Below are 17,262 nucleotides of genomic sequence, written 5' to 3' on the forward strand. Positions count from 1 at the left end.
CAGCGATACATTGGCCAATCAAGGAAAGGTGAGCCGACAAGTTTGCAAAGCTCAGCCTTCCAGTTCTTCGCGCAACATTTCGAGCTCCAGCCACTCCTCCTCCATGTCGGTCAGGCTGGCGCGCAATTTCTCCATCTCGCCAGCAAGCCGGTTGAAGGCTGCGGGATCACGCGTGAAAAGATTGGGATCGGCCATCACCTGTTCGCGCTTAGCGATTTCGGCCTCGGCTTTCGCCATTTCCTTCGGCAGATTTTCCAGCGCGAATTTCTGCTTGAAGGAGAGCTTGCTCTTGGCACTCCCTGCGGAGGGCGCTGCCTCCTGCGTCTTCGGCTTCTCCGCCGCCTTCTCTGCCCGCTTGCGCTCCTCGAGCGCGCCCTTGCGCTGCGCAAGCATGTCCGAATAGCCGCCGGCATATTCGATCCAGCGTCCGTCAGGCGCATCCGGCACGGCGGGTGCGATCGTCGAAGTGACGGTACGGTCGAGGAAATCGCGGTCGTGGCTGACGAGAATGACCGTGCCGGGAAAGCCGGCGACGATTTCCTGCAGGAGGTCGAGCGTCTCGATATCGAGGTCGTTGGTGGGTTCATCGAGGATCAAGAGGTTCGCCGGGCGTGAGAGGATGCGCGCCAGCATCAGCCGCGCGCGCTCGCCGCCGGAAAGGCTCCTGATCGGCGTACGCGCCTGTTCCGGCTGGAACAGGAATTCCTTCATATAGCCGGTAACATGACGCTGCTCGCCGTTGACGAGCAGGTTTTCGCCGCGCCCATCCGTCAGATAGTTGGCGAGCGTATCCTCGGAATCGAGATCCTCGCGTTTCTGGTCGAGTGTCGCGATCTCCAGATTGGTGCCGAGCTTTATCGTGCCGCTATCGGGCGAAAGCTGCCCGGTCAGCATCTTCAACAGTGTCGTCTTGCCCGCGCCGTTCGGCCCTACCAGACCGATGCAATCGCCGCGATGCACGCGGATCGAGAAGGGCGTGACGATGGCCCTCTTGCCGAAGCTCTTGGTGATCTTCTCGGCTTCGATCACCAGCTTGCCGGATTCCTGCGCGTCCGAAGCCGTCGCCTGAACGGTGCCCTGCGGCCCCTTGTGACCGCGATATTGCGAGCGCATCGTCTGCAGCTCGCCGAGGCGGCGCATATTGCGCTTGCGCCGTGCCGTCACGCCATAACGCAGCCAGTGCTCCTCGCGCTCGATCGCCTTGCCGAGCTTGTGCTGCTCCAACTCCTCGGCCTCCAGCACCTGGTCGCGCCAGGCCTCGAAATGCGAAAAGCCTCTGTCGAGCCGGCGCGAGGTGCCGCGGTCGAGCCAGACGGTTGCCGTCGAGACCTTTTCGAGGAAACGTCTATCGTGCGAGATCAGCACCAAAGCGCTGCGCGTCTTCTGCAGCTCGCCTTCCAGCCATTCGATTGTGGGCAGGTCGAGATGGTTGGTCGGCTCGTCGAGCAGCAGAATGTCGGGCTCCGGCGCCAGCACGCGAGCAAGGGCGGCCCGACGCGATTCGCCGCCGGAAAGATTTTTGGGATCCTCCTCGCCGGTCAGTCCGAGATGAGACAGCAGATAGGTGACGCGATAAGGGTCGTCGCCCGGCCCGAGACCGGCCTCGGCATAGGCCTGCACCGTGTTGAAGCCGGCAAAGTCAGGCGCCTGTTCGAGATAACGCACCGTCGCGGAGGGATGGCGGAAGACCTCGCCGGACTGCGCCTCGACCAGGCCGGCGGCGATCTTCAAGAGCGTCGATTTTCCCGAGCCGTTGCGCCCGACGAGACAGATCTTGTCACCGGGCTCGATCTGCAGGCTAGCCCCCGCCAAAAGCGGTGCGCCGCCGAAGCTCAGGAAGATATCGTCGAGTTTCAGAATGGGAGGGGCCAAAAATCAGACTCCGGAAAGATCATAGGGCCGGGCGAGCACGATCGCCCGGCCGCTGCGGAGCGAAAAGCAAACCTTGCCTTCCGCGACGTTGGAAATGGTGCGCGACGAGCCGAAAGGCAGATGGAAATCGGCCAGCGGATAACGCGCATTCTCGATGGAAAGCCCGGTCAGCTCGCTGAACCCGAGCACCGAAAACAGACTGCCCTTGGGAAGATCCAGCTCGATCGTCCCGGCAAGCAGCGGCACGGCCTCTTCCTTGCCCGAGGTCAGCAGGACATCGAAGCCCTCTTCCGCCAGGCTGACGGCCGACAGCAGATGCTGAAGCGCATGGTCGGAGCGTTCGCCGCCGAGCGCGCCGGCCAGGATCAGCCGCCGCGCGCCGCGCGCGATCGCTTCCGACACGGCGATTTCGCCGTCGGTGGCCGCCTTTGCTGCGGGATAGGGCTGTTTCGGCACATCGGGAAATGCACCTTCGAGATCATCAGGCGTCGAATCGAAATCGCCGACCCAGAGCTCCGGCGTAATGCCGAGTGCCAGCGCATGCCGCATGCCGCCATCGGCCGCGATGAACCGGCTGTCGCCGACGGCATGGCGCAGGCGCTCCGTCAGGCTGAGTTCGCCGCCAAGGAGGATGGTGAAGGTGGATGGGCTCATGGGCATTGCCCTTAGCGCAAACCGGGGGTCGAGGGGAAGGGGCGCCAGCGATCGGCGTCGTTTGCTTTACAGCGCCGTGCGTCTTCTTTTCACGATTATGCGCTAGAGCATTTCCGTTTTTCTTCGATTCACGAAAATGCTCTATCTCTTTGTTTTGACGCAATTCCGAACGCAAAACCGCTGCACACTTTTGCTGGAATTGCTCTAGCCCGGCGTATCCTTGTCACGCGATAGGAAGACCGCCTCGTAACCGCCGATGAAACGCTCGAAAAGCGCTGCGAAGCGCTCGATATCCTGCTCCGGCCAGTCGGAGACGATCTCGGAGATGATCGCCAGTTTCTGCGCGACGATCTCGGCAAGCAAATTCTGGCCGACCTCGGTCATGACGACGACAATCCGCCGCGCATCGGCCTGCGAAGCCTCACGGCGCAGCACGTTTCGCCCGACCATCTCGGCCACCACCCGGCTTGCCCGTGACGGGTCGATGCGCAGCATTTCCGCGATCATGCCGACCGTGACCTCGCCGGCAGGCTGCGCCCGGCGGACCGCATCGAGCACATCGAGATGCGAAAGCTCGAGACCCGGTGCGGCGCTCTGGATCGCCAGCCGGCCGATCAGCCGTCGTCCGGTCATCAACCGCATACGACCCATGGCCCGACCGATGCGAGGCACGTTTTCCTCATCCGGCTCTACCGGTTGCGTGGGAGTCTTGGTCAGCACGTCGCTCATCACGGAACTATAACAGAGCCGTTTCGGAATTTGAATATGCCAATGTCATTAATGTGCCATTGACAGATATATGCTGTTAGCACATAAAAGAGCGGCAAACCCGGAATGATGCTCCCATGGACATGCAACTCGCGCCTGCGCCGCTCGTGACGGATCCTCGTCGCCGGCTCATCCTCTTCTTCTTCCTGATGACGGCCATGTTCATGGCGACGCTGGATAATCAGATCGTTTCCACGGCGCTGCCGACGATCGTCGGCGAATTCGGCCATCTCGAGCGCTTCGGCTGGATCGGCTCGGCCTATCTCCTGTCGCTGAGCGCCGTCATGCCGGTCTACGGCAAGCTCGGCGATCTCTTCGGCCGCAAATATGTGATGATGACGGCGATCACCATCTTCACCGTCGGCTCGGCGGTCTGCGGCCTTGCAATTTCGATGAACACGCTGATTGCCGCCCGCGTGCTGCAGGGTCTTGGCGGCGGCGGCATCATGGTGTCGATCTTCGCCGTCAACGCCGATCTGTTCGAACCGCGCGAGCGGGCGCGCTATCAAAGCTATTCCAGCCTCGTGCTGATGGCCTCAGGCGCGATCGGGCCCGTGCTCGGCGGCACGATGAGCGATCTCTTCGGCTGGCGGTCGATCTTCCTCGTCAATGTGCCGATCGGCTTCATCGTGCTCACCGGTCTCGCCTTCATGCTGCCGTACCGAAAACCGCATCGCCGCCCTAAGATCGACTATGCCGGTGCGCTCCTGCTCGCACTGACGACGACCAGCATTGTGCTTGCTACCGACAGCAGCGAACTGTTCGGCGCGTTGATCTCACCCCAGAGTATCGGCATCGTCGCCTTCGGCGTTGTCTGCGCCGTCGCCTGGGTATTCACAGAGCGCCGCGCGCCGGAGCCGATCGTTCCCCTGCAGCTCTTCCGCAATTCGACCTTCAGCCTGCTGCTGGTGATCTCGATCATGGGCGGCGCCATCGCCATCGGCATGGTCAATTATCTCGCCCTCTTCCTGCAGACCACCACCGGCCTGTCGCCCTCTGCTGCCGGTCTGCTCTTCATTCTTCTCACCGGCGGCCTCGTCTGCGGATCCCTGACGGCAGGCCGCATCATCTCGAAGACGGGGCGCTACAAGCCCTTCGCCATCGCCAGCCTCACCTGCAGCGCCACCGCCTTTGCGCTGTTGTCGCAGGTCCATGCGGGAACGCCGATCGCCTTCATCGGCGCGATCATGATGCTGCAGGGCATCGGCATCGGCCTTGCCCAGCAGGTTCCCATCATCGGCGTCCAGAATGCAGCACCGGCGCGCGACGTCGGCGCCGCCACCGGCTCGGTGACACTGTCGCGCATGGGCGGCGCGTCGATCGCCATTTCCATCTATGGCGCCATCATCGCCACCGGGCTCGGCAAGGTCGGCGTCTCCATTCCCGGTGTCGCCGATATCGAACAGCTGACGCCGAAGATGATGGCTGCCCTTCCCGAGCCGAGCCGCCAGGCCGTCGCCGATCTCTATGCCGCCGCCTTCTCGCCGCTCTTCATGACTGCCTGCGCCATCGCGCTGATCGGCCTTGTGGCTGCTATCATGCTGAAACCTGTGCAGCTGCCCCGCGCCGGCGAGGCGAAGATGCCGCAAGCGACGACGGCGGAAGCCGCGGAATAACCCGAATCGTACACGCGGAATACTTCATCAAAAGGCGTTCTTTCCGCAAGACAATGATCAGGGGTTGCAATTTTCTCGCACGACTGCCGCCAACGGGCCGGTTACTTCAATCGGTCCGTTCTTTTTCCGCGCCATGGACGAATCTCCGCTTTGTGACGGAACTTTCGCCATAATTTCATCCGAGCGAAGGGAGGCCTCACTGCCCGAGGCTTGCCAAAATGCAACGGCGCCACATTTAAACAGAGTCTCGCTATGCAACCGATGCGTAAATCAGCTACAGCAAGGACTTGTATCGGCCGATTGTGCAGCGCGAGATCAGGGGTGCGCACCCGTTGAATTCTCCTTGCCACGGTCGGTCCGAACCTGCGGTAAACCGGCAATATAGCGACATGATGCGGAGAACCAGACTGGATAGCTTGACGACGTGGAAATCGCCCGCGCTTTCCAGTGATGCCATCTCCGCGCCGCGGCGCTTCGCGCGTCGCCTGATGCTGCTTTCGTCCATCACTATGGGAATGACTGGTTGCCAGCCGCTGATCGAGCAATCCTATCAGCCGACAGTCTCCCCCTCTTCCAATCCGCAGATCGTCGACGAGGTACAGAAGAACGACCCGCGCGCGGCGATGGGCGCCCGTGAGCATCCGCGCATCGTGGCAAGCTATGGCGGCGAATACAAGGACGCCAAGACCGAGCGCCTCGTCGCCCGCATCGCCGGCGCGCTGACGGCGGTGTCGGAAAATCCGAGCCAGTCCTACCGCATCACCATTTTGAATTCTCCTGCCATCAACGCCTTTGCCCTGCCGGGCGGTTATCTCTATGTCACTCGCGGCCTGCTCGCCCTGGCCAACGACGCCTCTGAGGTCGCCGCCGTGCTGTCGCACGAGATGGGCCATGTGACGGCCAATCACGGCATCGAGCGGCAGAAGCGCGAAGAGGCTGAGGTCATCGCCAGCCGCGTCGTCGCCGAGGTGCTCTCCAGCGACATCGCCGGCAAGCAGGCGCTCGCCCGCGGCAAGCTGCGGCTCGCCGCCTTCTCCCGCCAGCAGGAATTGCAGGCCGATGTCATCGGCGTGCGCATGCTCGGCGAAGCCGGCTACGATCCGTATTCCGCCGCCCGCTTCCTCGATTCCATGGCGGCCTATAGCCGCTTCATGTCGGTCGATCCCGAAGCCGACCAGAGCCTCGACTTCCTGTCGAGCCACCCGAACTCCGCCCAACGCATCGAGCTTGCCCGCGCCCATGCCCGCGCCTTCGGCCAGGAAGGCGCGGTCGGCGACAAGGGCCGCGATTATTATCTCGACGGCATAGACGGCCTGCTCTACGGCGACAGCCCGGAAGAAGGCTATGTGCGCGGTCAGACCTTCCTGCACGGCGGCCTGGGCATCCGCTTCGACGTGCCGCCGGATTTCCACATCGACAACAAGGTCGAAGCCGTGATGGCGACCGGCCCGAACGACATCGCCGTCCGCTTCGACGGCGTCGCCGACAATCAGAACCAGAGCCTCACCAACTATATCTCCAGCGGCTGGGTGACCGGCCTCGACCCGTCGACCATTCAGCCGATCACCATCAACGGCATGGAAGCAGCGACCGCGCGCGCCAGCGCCGACCGCTGGGATTTCGATGTCACCGTGATCCGCAACAATGCGCAGATCTTCCGTTTCCTGACCGCCGTGCCGAAAGGCAGCGACGCCCTTGAGCCGACGGCCAATGTCCTGCGTGCGAGTTTCCGGCGCATGACGCCGGCAGAGGCGGCCTCGCTGAAGCCGTTGCGCATCCGCGTCGTCACCGTCCGGCCGGGTGAAAATATCTCGACGCTCGCCGCCCGCATGATGGGCACCGACCGCAAGCTCGATCTCTTCAAACTCATCAACGCCCTGCCCACGGGTGCAGCCGTTTCACCCGGCGATCGCGTCAAAATCATCGCCGAGTAAAAAAAGCCCGGCTGGCGCCGGGCAGTCTGTGCTGCTGGAGGGAATATGTCGCGCAAAACTGTCAGCCGTTTTGCGAGAACGACATGCGTAAAACAACTCCGGAAAAAGTGCGAAGCGGTTTTCCTGGAGTTGTTTTAGATTCAGGCGTAGGCGGCCATATGCGGATCGGCGCTGACGAGCGCACTGCGGAGCTTCTCCATCGCCCGGCTTTCGATCTGCCGCACACGTTCCTTGGAAATGCCGAGATCGGCCCCGAGTTCTTCGAGCGTGGCACCGTCTTCCGCCAGACGCCGGGCGCTGATGATCTTCATCTCGCGTTCGTTGAGATGTTTCAGCGCCGAGGCGAGCCAGACGCGGCGGCGTTCGCCGTCTATCATGTTGGAAACCTGCTCGTCCGGCAGTGGATCGTCGCTGACGAGGAAGTCCATCTTCTCCGCACTCTCGGCATCGCCGGAGACCGAAGGCGCCTGCAGCGAGGCGTCGTTGCCGGAAAGCCTGGCATCCATGGTCTGTACATCGGCGAGGCTGACGCCGAGCGCCGCGGCGATTTCCTGGTGAATGGATTGCAGCGTCAGCTGCGTGTCACCCTTGGCGAGCTTGGCGCGCAGACGACGCAGATTGAAGAATAGTGCCTTCTGCGCCGAGCTCGTGCCGCCGCGCACGATCGACCAGTTGCGCAGGATATAATCCTGGATCGAAGCCCTGATCCACCAGCTGGCATAAGTGGAAAAGCGCACATCGCGTTCCGGCTCGAAGCGGGCGGCGGCCTCCAGAAGGCCGACATACCCCTCCTGCACGAGGTCGCTCATCGGCAGGCCGAAATTGCGGAACTTGCCCGCCATGGAGATGACGAGGCGCATATGAGCCATGGCGATCTGGTTGCGCGCGCCGCGATCGTCATGATCCTTCCAGCGGATGGCCAGATCGTGTTCTTCCTGACGGGCGAGATAAGGGGCGGCCATCGCGATTTTGATCATGCGCCGATCTGCAGACATGTTCTTCATTTCGATCTCCTGAAACAGGCCTCTCGCCCTAAATGAACAATAAAACTCACCCCCCGGAACATCGCTGTCCGGATTGAAAGGGGTTCTGAATGCATAAAAACCTCGCCCCTGGACTTTTCAGAGGGAGGCCCTATTTCACATCATGTGCCGTTAAGACGGCTGGGCTGGACCTGTTTCTTCACGTTGCCGGATGGGCAATATTGAAAAGGCATGATCCGCTCCTCATCGAACATTGACGGAATAGCAACTCGCCCGTCGAGGCAGCGCCCGGCGAGCAGTCCGCAATTACGTGTGTTAAACGCGGCAGTCGGGAAAAAGTTCCAATAAAAAAACCCGGCTTGAAGGCCGGGTTTTTTGGATGGGAAAACAGGATCGCCTTAGGCGGCTTCGTCCTGCGAATCGTCTTCTTCGATCACCTTGCCGCGCTTCGGACCCTTGTTGAGATTGGTCTCGACGAGGCGGACGGCTTCGGTTTCCGACATCTTGTTGACGGCGGCGATTTCGCGCGCCATGCGGTCGAGCGCAGCCTCATAAAGCTGGCGCTCGGAATAGGATTGCTCGGGCTGGTTTTCGGCACGATAGAGATCGCGCACGACTTCAGCGATGGAAATCAGGTCGCCGGAATTGATCTTGGCATCATATTCCTGGGCGCGGCGGGACCACATAGTGCGCTTGACGCGCGCCTTGCCCTGCACCACCTTCAATGCACGCTCGACGAAATCCGTTTCCGAAAGCTTGCGCATACCGATGCTCATCGCCTTCGCGACCGGAACTTTCAGCCGCATCTTGTCCTTTTCGAAATCGATAACGAAAAGTTCGAGCTTCATGCCGGCAACTTCTTGCTCTTCGATGGCGGTGATGGTACCGACGCCGTGAGCGGGGTAGACGATCGATTCACCGGTCTTGAAGCCATGGCGTGCTGTAGAAGGCTTTTTCTGCTGAGTCGTCATTCTATTCAAAAACTCCCTGTTACGCTTCCGGCGGCGGCCGGAGCCGGGTCAGTCAGGCCCGGGTGAGACGGTAGTATCCGTCGGGTGACTTCACTCTGATCCCATCGGGCAAAAGCAAAGAACTTCTCGCGCACGACTTGGGACCCGGCGCTCAAAGCGTTGATATGTCACGGAAACCGCGTACGGATTTGTTTTGCTTTCGTGATGGTTTTGGGCATGCGTCATGCCACAAATGGAACAGTAGACAAAACCTATCATAAAAATATGAGGAAATCAATAATTTGCTTCGCTTGAGTCATGCGGGCAACACATGTCACCCATATGCCTCACGCAGCTTTTAAAACGTTTTGCGCCGCGGCCGCCCGAATTCGGCGACCGAATGTGGGCGCAGTCTCAATCGCCGGAGCCGGGTTTTTCGGAGAAATATTTCTCGAATTTTCCGGTCTCGCCATCCATTTCCTTGGCCTCGGGCAATGGGTCCTTCTTGACCGTGATATTCGGCCAGATGGTGGCATATTCGGTATTGATCTTCAGCCATTTGTCGAGACCCGGCTCGGTATCGGGCTTGATCGCCTCGGCGGGACATTCCGGCTCGCAGACGCCGCAATCGATGCATTCGTCGGGATGGATGACGAGGAAATTCTCGCCCTCATAGAAGCAGTCGACAGGGCAGACTTCCACGCAATCGGTGTATTTGCACTTGATGCAATTGTCGGTCACGACATAGGTCATGAAGAACTCCAGGATTTCCATGCGGATGGGGCCGGCCAACCTGGAACGTCGCGCCTATCCCCGTGCCGGAGGAAAAGCGTGGACAGGCTTGGGAGGCAAGCACGCTTCCGGCAGGTTGTCAGTGACCTATCGGCTTTGGCGCCGGATTTCAAGGATAAACGATCTGCAAAAGCAGCCACAGCAGAGAGAGTTTTCTAATCCTCGTCCGACATCAGCCTGTCGATTGCGCGTCTTTCCTTTTTGGTCGGACGGCCGGAGCCGGTCGCCCGGATCGCCTGCTCGTAGGGCGTGAGACGTTTTGCCTCATCGGGCGGCGGCGAGAGGTCCTCGTAGAGCAGGCGAGCCTCCTCGTACGGCCCGCGTCGCTCGCCGGCGAGGCGCACGACGAGAACCACGTCCCGCCGCTCCAGCGTCAGCTCGACACGGTCGCCCGGCTTGACCATCTGGCTCGGATGATTGCAACGCTCGCCGTTGATGCGCACATGGCCCGATTGGACATGGCTCTGCGCCAACGACCGCGACTTCGCCATGCGCGCGAAGAACAGCCACTTGTCGATGCGCTGGCGCGAACCGCTTGTCGGCTGTGTCTCCCCGCTCATGATTACTTCTTCATCTGCTCCTTGAGAGCCGCGAGCTTGGCGAAAGGTGAATCCGGATCGATCGGCTTCTCCTTGCGGGGTGGCTTCGCCTCGAAGCGCAGCGGCTGCGAACCGCCGCGATTGTTGTTGCGGTCGTTACGATCGTTGCGGTCACCGCGGTCCTTGCGATCGCCACGGTCCTGCCGGTCGCCGCGCGGCTGGTCGCCCCGTGGCTGGTTGTTGCGGTCGCCTCTTGCCTGCTGCGGCCGGGCGCCATCGCGATTGCCGCCGTCCTTGCCGCGATTGTGACGATTATTATCGCGGCCTTCGCCGCCGCGATTGCCCTCGCCGCCTTCACCACCGCCCGGCCGGCGATTGCGGTCGCCGCGTTCCTGGTTCTGACTGCGCTGCTCGCCCTGGCCGCCACGGCGTTCGCCATGCCCGCCGCGCGCCTGGCGCTGATTGTCGTTGCGGCCGCCGAGACGCCAAAGAAGAACCGGCTTCGGTTCCACCGGCTCGCCGGCTTCCCCGGAAGCAGGCACGGCTTCCTCGGGAGCGGACACCGCTTCCCCAGACGTCGACACCACTTCCTCGGAAGCGGATGCAGCCTCCGTCGGAGCCGAGGCTTCGGCCGGAGCGGGGGTTTCGACCGCTTCGGTCACAGCCGTGTCGACAACAGCCGCAACCGCCGCGGCCGCGGATGGCTCGGCAGCAGTCTCTTCCGCCGCCCCGTCGGCGTCGTCGTGATCGGCCTTTTCGGCTGTCTCGTCCGCAGGCGTTTCAGTGGCAGCCGGCACTGAGGCCGCATCCTGCGTCGCAAGATGGGCCGATGCCTCTTCCGCCTTCACCGCATCGGCACGATAGCCGAGACCCTTGAGGATTTCCTCCATGTCCTCGAGCGTCGCACCGAGGATCGACAGCATCGCCGTCGTCGTCGTGAAGCGGCGGCCGTCATAGGCGCCCTCCGGGCGGTTGCTCTGACCGGGCTTCCACTGCAGCAGCGGACGGATGATATCGGCAAGTCGTTCGAGGATGTCGATGCGCACGGCACGCTTGCCGAGGAACCGGAAGCCGGCGAGCTTGTAGAACATTCGCTCGAAGCTCGGATCGGTGACGACGGAGGTGCGGCCGGCAGCCAGCACCGGAATGAGATCGCCGTAGCCCGGTTTGTCCAAACCGTCGTTCTTCAGCGCCCAGAGAAGCGTGATGAGCTCGGCCGGCGCCGGCTTCAGCAGTGCCGGAACGAAAATATGATAAGCGCCGAAGCGCACGCCGTAGCGGCGCATGGAGGCGCGGGCCTCCTGGTCGAGCGACTTCACTTCGTCGGTGACGTCGCGGCGGAACAGCACGCCGAGATTCTCGACGAGCTGGAAGGCCAGCCCCTTGGCGAGACCCTGCAGGTCTTCGGCGCGCGACAGATCGTCGAGCGGCTTCAGCACCGTGCTGATATGATGATTGACGAAGCGCTCGATGCGGGCGGCGACATGATCGCGGGCATTGCCCGTCAACTGCTCGTCGGCGAGCAAGATCACGCGCGGACGCATGATGTGATCACTGCCCGAAAGCCGCGCCACCGGGTCGCCGATCCAACGAATCAACCCGTCCGCCCCGATCGCCAGGTCGCTGTTGCCGGCGGCGTGAATTCGCGCCGCGCGGGCCTCGAATTCGAGCGCGAGCGCTTTCTGCGACGCAGCCTGAACCGCCTTGGCATCCGGTCCGTCCGTTCCCGCCACCGGCGTGAAACGGAATCCGCTCAATTGCCCTACATGATGTCCTTCAACGAAGACATCGCCATTCACACTGATTTCAGCTTCCAGCATCGCATTCTCTCTCAGGCGCTTCATGAGCACAGATGTCCTGCGATCAACAAAGCGTTTCGTCAACCTCTCATGTAACGCATCGGACAATCGATCTTCGATTTCCCGCGTCTTTTCCTGCCAATGTGTCGGATCGGCAAGCCAACCAGGCCGATTCGAAACGTAGGTCCAGGTCCTTATCTGCGCGATTCGCGCCGAAAGCGTGTCAATTTCCCCATCTGTCCGATCGGAGCGATGAACCTGCTCCGCGAGAAACTGCTCGTTCACCGTGCCATAGCGGACGAGATCGGAAAAGAGGGTGGAGATAAGATCGGCATGTTGTGCCGGGGTGATACGCCGATAGTCGGGAAGCGCGCAAGCCTCCCAGAGTTTTTCGACGCGGGCCGGCCTGTCGGCAAGACCGATGATCTCGGGATAGCGCGACAGCTGCTCCAGCGCCTGCTGGTCGACCGCAGGCAGCGCCCGCGTCAGACCCGGTACGCGCGGCCCTGCCTCGAGGCTTGTCCGCAAGGATTGAATCGAGGAGAAGTCCATCTCGGTCGTGCGCCACTGCAAAACCTTGACGTTGTCGAATTCGTGCCCCTCGATGCGCTGCACCAGCTCCTCGTCGAAGGGCGAGACCTGTCCGGTGACGCCGAAGGTCCCGTCGCGCACGTGCCGACCAGCGCGCCCGGCAATCTGGCCGAGTTCGCCCGGATTGAGATTGCGGAACTGGTAACCGTCGAATTTCCGGTCCTGGGCGAAGGCGACGTGATCGACATCGAGGTTGAGGCCCATGCCGATCGCATCGGTCGCCACCAGATATTCGACATCGCCCGCCTGATAAAGCGCCACCTGCGAGTTGCGGGTGCGTGGGCTCAGCGCCCCGAGCACGACCGCCGCGCCGCCGCGCTGCCGGCGGATGAGCTCGGCGATGGCATAGACCTCGTCGGCCGAGAAGGCGACAATGGCCGAGCGCTGCGGCAGCCGGGTGATCTTCTTCTGCCCGGCATAAAACAGATGCGAAAGCCGCGGCCGCTCGACGATCGTGATGCCGGGCAGGAGCTGCTGCAGGATCGGCTGCATCGTCGCCGCGCCGAGCAGCAGCGTTTCCTCGCGGCCGCGAAGATGCAGGATGCGGTCGGTGAAGATATGGCCGCGCTCAAGATCGCCGGCGAGCTGCACCTCGTCGATCGCGACGAAGGCGGCCTTGGTCTCGCGCGGCATCGCCTCGACGGTGCAGACCGAAAAACGCGCATTCGGCGGCGAAATCTTTTCCTCACCGGTGACCAGCGCCACATTCTGCGCCCCGACCTTCTCCACCACCCGCGTATAGACCTCGCGCGCCAGCAGCCTGAGCGGCAGGCCGATCACGCCGGTCCCGTGCGCGACCATGCGCTCGATAGCATAATGGGTCTTGCCGGTATTGGTCGGCCCGAGCACCGCGGTCACACCGCGTCCACTCAGAATCATCGGCTGCGAAGTCAGAATCATCGGTCCATGCAAATGAGGCGGGCACCCCAGAAAAATCTCGGCTTCTCGATGGAAGCCAGAGAACACATGGACAGCTGCCGCCGCAAACGCAAGGGCAGATTTCAAAATGCAGCGACGAATACGACCTTTGCGAGTCTCGCGGAACATTCGAATATGCGATTCGGAACAGCCTGAGAACGAATCAGCGACGAATCGCTGACTCCCGGCGATTCAGCTTTTGTTCACGGCTAAGTATTGATTTTGAATCACTTTTTCCCACTAGATGCTGAATCGCGGGACTCTCTCCTCTTCGCATGTTCGCGGTCGTAATCGGCGATTTCAGCGCGGACTTCAGCAGGCGAAAATCCGCCCGGAAATTAACCTCTCGACCAAAGCCGGAACGAATCGGAGACGAATCGCTGACTCCGCTATTTTCGCCTTTCGTTCACGCCCATATCTGGTGGCGTTATCAGCTCGGTGCGCTAGATGCGGACGGGCGGCTGATCGCTTCGCCTCGCCTTCTCGCAAGCCCATTAATCTTTTGGAAGCCGGATTCAGACGGCGTTAGGACAAGGCGGCAGGATTGGCGCGCCGATCAAATACGGAACGAATCGCTGACGAATCGGCGACATCGCGACTTTCCCTCTTTGTTCACCGCAACATATTGTATTTAAAGACCTTTTTAACCATACTGAAAATTTTGGGGGATGACCGAACTTAAAGCGCGAATCAAATCTCGTCACATTTCCGCCATGTAACCGGGAACAAAAATCGCCAATGCGTGTTTCCAGTCCATCCAAATTGCGGATGAAATGAAGGAAACACACCATGCTTGGCACCATACTACTTGTTATCCTCATTCTGCTCTTGATCGGAGCCCTGCCGAATTGGGGTTATAGCCGTGGCTGGGGCTATGGACCTTCCGGCGGTTTGGGGCTAGTTCTCGTAATTATCATTATCCTTGTACTAATGGGCCGCATCTAAAGGCCAATAACCTGGGGAGTTACGACATGATGAAGAAGATCGTTCTTATTGGTGCCCTCGTCGGCGCCCTGGCATCCTGCACAGCGACCGAACAAGGTACGGCCATCGGCGCCGGCACCGGTGCGGTCATCGGCGGTGTCGTCACCAACAGCTGGGGTGGTGCCGCCGTCGGCGCCGTTGCCGGCGGTTTGACCGGCGCTCTCATCGGCCATTCGGTCGAACGCCGCGGCTACTGCGTCTATCGCGACCGCTACGGCCGCCGCTACGAGGCGCGTTGCCGCTACTGATCGGCAGAAGCATATCGGACTCCCAACGGGCGCTTCTGCGCCCGTTTTTATTTGCCGGCGGCATCCGTCAACAAGACGTTGACAATTGGTCGTGAAAGTCAAATCTACCGCCGCCAAACGGCAGGCACATATTCCTCTCGTCAGCGCAACGGGCAGGCGGAGCCGCCCGGCGCACCTGAAAGGAAACGCTTCCATGACCCAGATTTCCTGAATTCCCTCGTCACCGTTCTCATCGCGTCGGCTTGCCTGACGACTGCGATATTAGCCCTCGGCAGCGAAGATCGCTCGATGCGGAAAGTACCGGCCAGGATTCGGACGAACACCGACCACCGCTCTTGATCCAGCAAATGAAATGAGGCGCGTCCTGCAGACGCGCCTCGCTTTTAAACTGCGTGTAATCCGTAGTGTGGCTTAGGCGAAGAACTGCCCGCCATTGGCCGTCAGCGTCGAACCGGTGATGAAGCCGGCATCGTCGGAGGCGAGGAAGGTGACGCAACGCGCGATCTCTTCCGGCTCGCCGAGACGGCCGACGGGAATCTGCGGAATGATGCGTTCGTTCAGCACCTTCTCCGGCACGGCCAGCACCATTTCCGTTCCGATATAACCGGGGCAGATCGCGTTGACGGTGATATTCTTGGCCGCCCCTTCCTGGGCCAGCGCCTTGGTGAAGCCGAGATCGCCCGCCTTGGCGGCCGAATAGTTCACCTGACCCATCTGACCTTTCTGGCCGTTGATCGACGAAATATTGACGATGCGGCCGAAGCTGCGGTCGCGCATGCCGGTCCAGACCTGATGCGTCATGTTGAACAGGCCGGTGAGGTTGGTATTGATCACGTCGTGCCACTGCTGCGGCGTCATTTTATGGAACATCGCATCACGGGTGATGCCGGCATTGTTGACGAGGATTTCGACCGGGCCGATCTCGCTTTCGATCCTGGCGATCCCCTCGCCGCAGGCGGCGTAGTCCGAAACGTCCCATTTGAACACCGGAACCCCTGTGGCCTCGTGAAAGGCCCTGGCCTTCTCGTCGTTGCCGGCATAGCTGGCGGCAACCCTATATCCGGCATTTTTCAGCGCTACGGAAATCGCCGCGCCGATGCCGCGTGTCCCCCCGGTGACCAGAGCCACTCTGCTCATGTTCCACTCCCCTGTTGTTTTTTGCCCACCTCTTGGTGGGCTTTTCAATCAATGACGGATCGTACTGCTCAAAGCGCCTCGAAGCACATGGCGACACCCATGCCGCCGCCGATGCAAAGCGTGGCCAGGCCCTTCTTGGCGCCGCGGCGCTTCATTTCGAACAGCAGCGTATTGAGAACGCGGGCGCCGGAGGCGCCGATCGGATGGCCGATCGCAATCGCTCCGCCGTTGACGTTGACGATCGATGGATCCCAGCCGAGATCCTTGGTGACGGCGCAGGCCTGCGCCGCAAACGCCTCATTGGCCTCGACAAGATCGAGATCGCCGACCGACCAGCCGGCCTTTTCCAGCGCCTTGCGCGAAGCCGGGATCGGGCCGGTGCCCATGATGGAAGGATCGACGCCGGCCGTCGCCCAGGAAACGATGCGGGCGAGCGGCTGGATGCCGCGCCTGACGGCTTCGGCTTCGCTCATCAGCACCGCTGCGGCCGCGCCGTCATTGAGGCCGGAGGCGTTCGCGGCCGTGACCGTGCCCTCCTTGTCGAAGGCCGGGCGCAGCTTGCCCATCGCCTCCAGCGTGGCGCCATGGCGGATATATTCGTCGGCATCGACGGTCACGTCGCCCTTGCGCGTCTGGATGAGGTAGGGAATGATCTCGTCGGCAAAACGGCCGGCCTTCTGCGCGGCTTCAGCCTTGTTCTGAGAGGCGACGGCGAACTGATCCTGATCCTCGCGCGAAAGCTGCCACTGCCGCGCAATATTCTCGGCGGTGACCCCCATATGATAGCCATGGAAGGCATCGGTCAGGCCGTCCTTGATCATCGTGTCGACCATCTTCATGTCGCCCATCTTGACGCCGCCGCGCAAATGCGCGGCATGCGGCGCCATCGACATGGATTCCTGACCGCCGGCAACGATGATCCGGGCGTCGCCGGTGGCGATCTGCTGCATGCCGAGTGCGACGGCGCGCAGGCCGGAGCCGCAGAGCTGGTTGACGCCCCAGGCCGTCGCCTCCTTCGGAATGCCGGCCTTGATCGCCGCCTGGCGGGCCGGGTTCTGGCCCTCGCCAGCGGCAAGCACCTGACCAAGGATCACCTCATCCACCTCGCCGGCATCGACGCCGGCGCGCTGGAGCGCTCCCTTGATGACGGCCGCGCCGAGCTCATGCGCGGGGACCGTTGCAAAAGCGCCGTTGAACGAGCCCACTGCTGTTCGACCTGCGCTGGCGATGACGACGGATGAATTGCTCATGGGGACGCTCCTCCTCGTTTTTCGTCTCACTTACATAAGTGGAAACTGGCAAAGCTTGGGGCACAAGTCAAACGCGAAGACCGGCTGCCGTCGTTTTTCAGCATCGTCCGCCAAAGCCGATTCATCTGCTCTGTGAAAGGTTTGCCGCATCGCACAAAGAGATTGTCACCGGCCTTCTTTTGCGTTTACAGTCTGAAGTGGAGGAATATCCATAATTCAGACGGGGG

General features: G+C 61.5%; 14 protein-coding genes. 4 read left to right on the forward strand and 10 right to left on the reverse strand.

All coding sequences use genetic code 11. The features are described from left to right. Positions 1–51: 51 nt before the first annotated feature. The 3 genes from QMO82_RS22200 to QMO82_RS22210 form a co-directional block, all read right to left on the reverse strand. Positions 52–1,872: an ABC-F family ATP-binding cassette domain-containing protein gene (locus QMO82_RS22200; protein WP_183608527.1), complete on the reverse strand. Its 1,821-nt coding sequence runs from the start codon at positions 1,870–1,872 to the stop codon at positions 52–54. 3 nt (positions 1,873–1,875) lie between these two features. Next, complete coding sequence (locus tag QMO82_RS22205) at positions 1,876–2,532, reverse strand: thiamine diphosphokinase (protein ID WP_183608526.1); 657 nt, start codon at positions 2,530–2,532, stop codon at positions 1,876–1,878. A gap of 198 nt (positions 2,533–2,730) precedes the next feature. Further along, positions 2,731–3,255 carry a MarR family winged helix-turn-helix transcriptional regulator gene (locus tag QMO82_RS22210; RefSeq protein ID WP_183608525.1) on the reverse strand — a complete coding sequence of 175 codons (525 nt, stop codon included), beginning with the start codon at positions 3,253–3,255 and terminating at the stop codon, positions 2,731–2,733. 116 nt (positions 3,256–3,371) lie between these two features. Between QMO82_RS22210 and QMO82_RS22215 the strand changes: the two genes are divergently transcribed. Together QMO82_RS22215 and QMO82_RS22220 are read left to right on the forward strand one after the other, a co-directional pair. Beyond that, a complete protein-coding gene (locus tag QMO82_RS22215) occupies positions 3,372–4,910 on the forward strand; it encodes an MDR family MFS transporter (RefSeq protein WP_183608524.1) in 1,539 nt (512 codons plus the stop codon). A gap of 389 nt (positions 4,911–5,299) precedes the next feature. Continuing rightward, positions 5,300–6,844, forward strand: coding sequence for a M48 family metalloprotease (locus QMO82_RS22220; RefSeq protein WP_183608523.1), 1,545 nt, complete (start codon positions 5,300–5,302; stop codon positions 6,842–6,844). A gap of 140 nt (positions 6,845–6,984) precedes the next feature. Here the strand turns inward: QMO82_RS22220 and QMO82_RS22225 are convergent, their stop codons facing one another. The 5 genes from QMO82_RS22225 to QMO82_RS22245 form a co-directional block, all read right to left on the reverse strand. Continuing rightward, a complete protein-coding gene (locus tag QMO82_RS22225; protein WP_012559312.1) occupies positions 6,985–7,848 on the reverse strand; it encodes an RNA polymerase factor sigma-32 in 864 nt (287 codons plus the stop codon). Between the two features lie 377 nt (positions 7,849–8,225). Next, positions 8,226–8,798 (reverse strand): CarD family transcriptional regulator, encoded by a 573-nt coding sequence (locus tag QMO82_RS22230; protein ID WP_007825443.1) that lies wholly within the window; start codon positions 8,796–8,798, stop codon positions 8,226–8,228. Positions 8,799–9,191: 393 nt separating this feature from the next. Further along, positions 9,192–9,530: a ferredoxin FdxA gene (gene fdxA / locus QMO82_RS22235; RefSeq protein ID WP_003567552.1), complete on the reverse strand. Its 339-nt coding sequence runs from the start codon at positions 9,528–9,530 to the stop codon at positions 9,192–9,194. Between the two features lie 194 nt (positions 9,531–9,724). Further along, positions 9,725–10,129 carry an RNA-binding S4 domain-containing protein gene (locus tag QMO82_RS22240; RefSeq protein ID WP_183608522.1) on the reverse strand — a complete coding sequence of 135 codons (405 nt, stop codon included), beginning with the start codon at positions 10,127–10,129 and terminating at the stop codon, positions 9,725–9,727. Between the two features lie 2 nt (positions 10,130–10,131). Continuing rightward, positions 10,132–13,398, reverse strand: a complete 3,267-nt coding sequence (locus QMO82_RS22245) for a helicase-related protein (RefSeq protein ID WP_183608521.1) — start codon at positions 13,396–13,398, stop codon at positions 10,132–10,134. Positions 13,399–14,205: 807 nt separating this feature from the next. On the opposite strand from QMO82_RS22245, the gene QMO82_RS22250 reads away from it, so the two are divergent. Continuing rightward, positions 14,206–14,361, forward strand: a complete 156-nt coding sequence (locus QMO82_RS22250; RefSeq protein WP_003543790.1) for a DUF3309 family protein — start codon at positions 14,206–14,208, stop codon at positions 14,359–14,361. A 26-nt stretch (positions 14,362–14,387) separates the two neighbouring features. Next, positions 14,388–14,648 carry a YMGG-like glycine zipper-containing protein gene (locus tag QMO82_RS22255; protein WP_183608520.1) on the forward strand — a complete coding sequence of 87 codons (261 nt, stop codon included), beginning with the start codon at positions 14,388–14,390 and terminating at the stop codon, positions 14,646–14,648. 411 nt (positions 14,649–15,059) lie between these two features. Here the strand turns inward: QMO82_RS22255 and QMO82_RS22260 are convergent, their stop codons facing one another. Together QMO82_RS22260 and QMO82_RS22265 are read right to left on the reverse strand one after the other, a co-directional pair. Beyond that, on the reverse strand, positions 15,060–15,785 hold the full coding sequence (locus QMO82_RS22260; RefSeq protein WP_183608519.1) for a beta-ketoacyl-ACP reductase: 726 nt from the start codon (positions 15,783–15,785) through the stop codon (positions 15,060–15,062). Positions 15,786–15,853: 68 nt separating this feature from the next. Continuing rightward, positions 15,854–17,035 (reverse strand): acetyl-CoA C-acetyltransferase, encoded by a 1,182-nt coding sequence (locus QMO82_RS22265; protein WP_183608518.1) that lies wholly within the window; start codon positions 17,033–17,035, stop codon positions 15,854–15,856. Positions 17,036–17,262: the final 227 nt, after the last annotated feature.

Origin of the sequence: Rhizobium sp. BT04, assembly GCF_030053135.1 — a bacterium.
Taxonomy (GTDB): domain Bacteria; phylum Pseudomonadota; class Alphaproteobacteria; order Rhizobiales; family Rhizobiaceae; genus Rhizobium; species Rhizobium binxianense.

What these genes read in the sequence shown, in the direction of transcription:
- QMO82_RS22205 (WP_183608526.1), bottom strand. Translation starts at nt 2,532, where the DNA reads ATGCCCATGAGCCCATCCACCTTCACCATCCTCCTTGGCGGCGAACTC.
- QMO82_RS22210 (WP_183608525.1), bottom strand. Translation starts at nt 3,255, where the DNA reads ATGAGCGACGTGCTGACCAAGACTCCCACGCAACCGGTAGAGCCGGAT.
- QMO82_RS22215 (WP_183608524.1), top strand. Translation starts at nt 3,372, where the DNA reads ATGGACATGCAACTCGCGCCTGCGCCGCTCGTGACGGATCCTCGTCGC.
- QMO82_RS22220 (WP_183608523.1), top strand. Translation starts at nt 5,300, where the DNA reads ATGATGCGGAGAACCAGACTGGATAGCTTGACGACGTGGAAATCGCCC.
- QMO82_RS22225 (WP_012559312.1), bottom strand. Translation starts at nt 7,848, where the DNA reads ATGAAGAACATGTCTGCAGATCGGCGCATGATCAAAATCGCGATGGCC.
- QMO82_RS22230 (WP_007825443.1), bottom strand. Translation starts at nt 8,798, where the DNA reads ATGACGACTCAGCAGAAAAAGCCTTCTACAGCACGCCATGGCTTCAAG.
- fdxA (WP_003567552.1), bottom strand. Translation starts at nt 9,530, where the DNA reads ATGACCTATGTCGTGACCGACAATTGCATCAAGTGCAAATACACCGAT.
- QMO82_RS22240 (WP_183608522.1), bottom strand. Translation starts at nt 10,129, where the DNA reads ATGAGCGGGGAGACACAGCCGACAAGCGGTTCGCGCCAGCGCATCGAC.
- QMO82_RS22245 (WP_183608521.1), bottom strand. Translation starts at nt 13,398, where the DNA reads ATGATTCTGACTTCGCAGCCGATGATTCTGAGTGGACGCGGTGTGACC.
- QMO82_RS22250 (WP_003543790.1), top strand. Translation starts at nt 14,206, where the DNA reads ATGCTTGGCACCATACTACTTGTTATCCTCATTCTGCTCTTGATCGGA.
- QMO82_RS22255 (WP_183608520.1), top strand. Translation starts at nt 14,388, where the DNA reads ATGATGAAGAAGATCGTTCTTATTGGTGCCCTCGTCGGCGCCCTGGCA.
- QMO82_RS22260 (WP_183608519.1), bottom strand. Translation starts at nt 15,785, where the DNA reads ATGAGCAGAGTGGCTCTGGTCACCGGGGGGACACGCGGCATCGGCGCG.
- QMO82_RS22265 (WP_183608518.1), bottom strand. Translation starts at nt 17,035, where the DNA reads ATGAGCAATTCATCCGTCGTCATCGCCAGCGCAGGTCGAACAGCAGTG.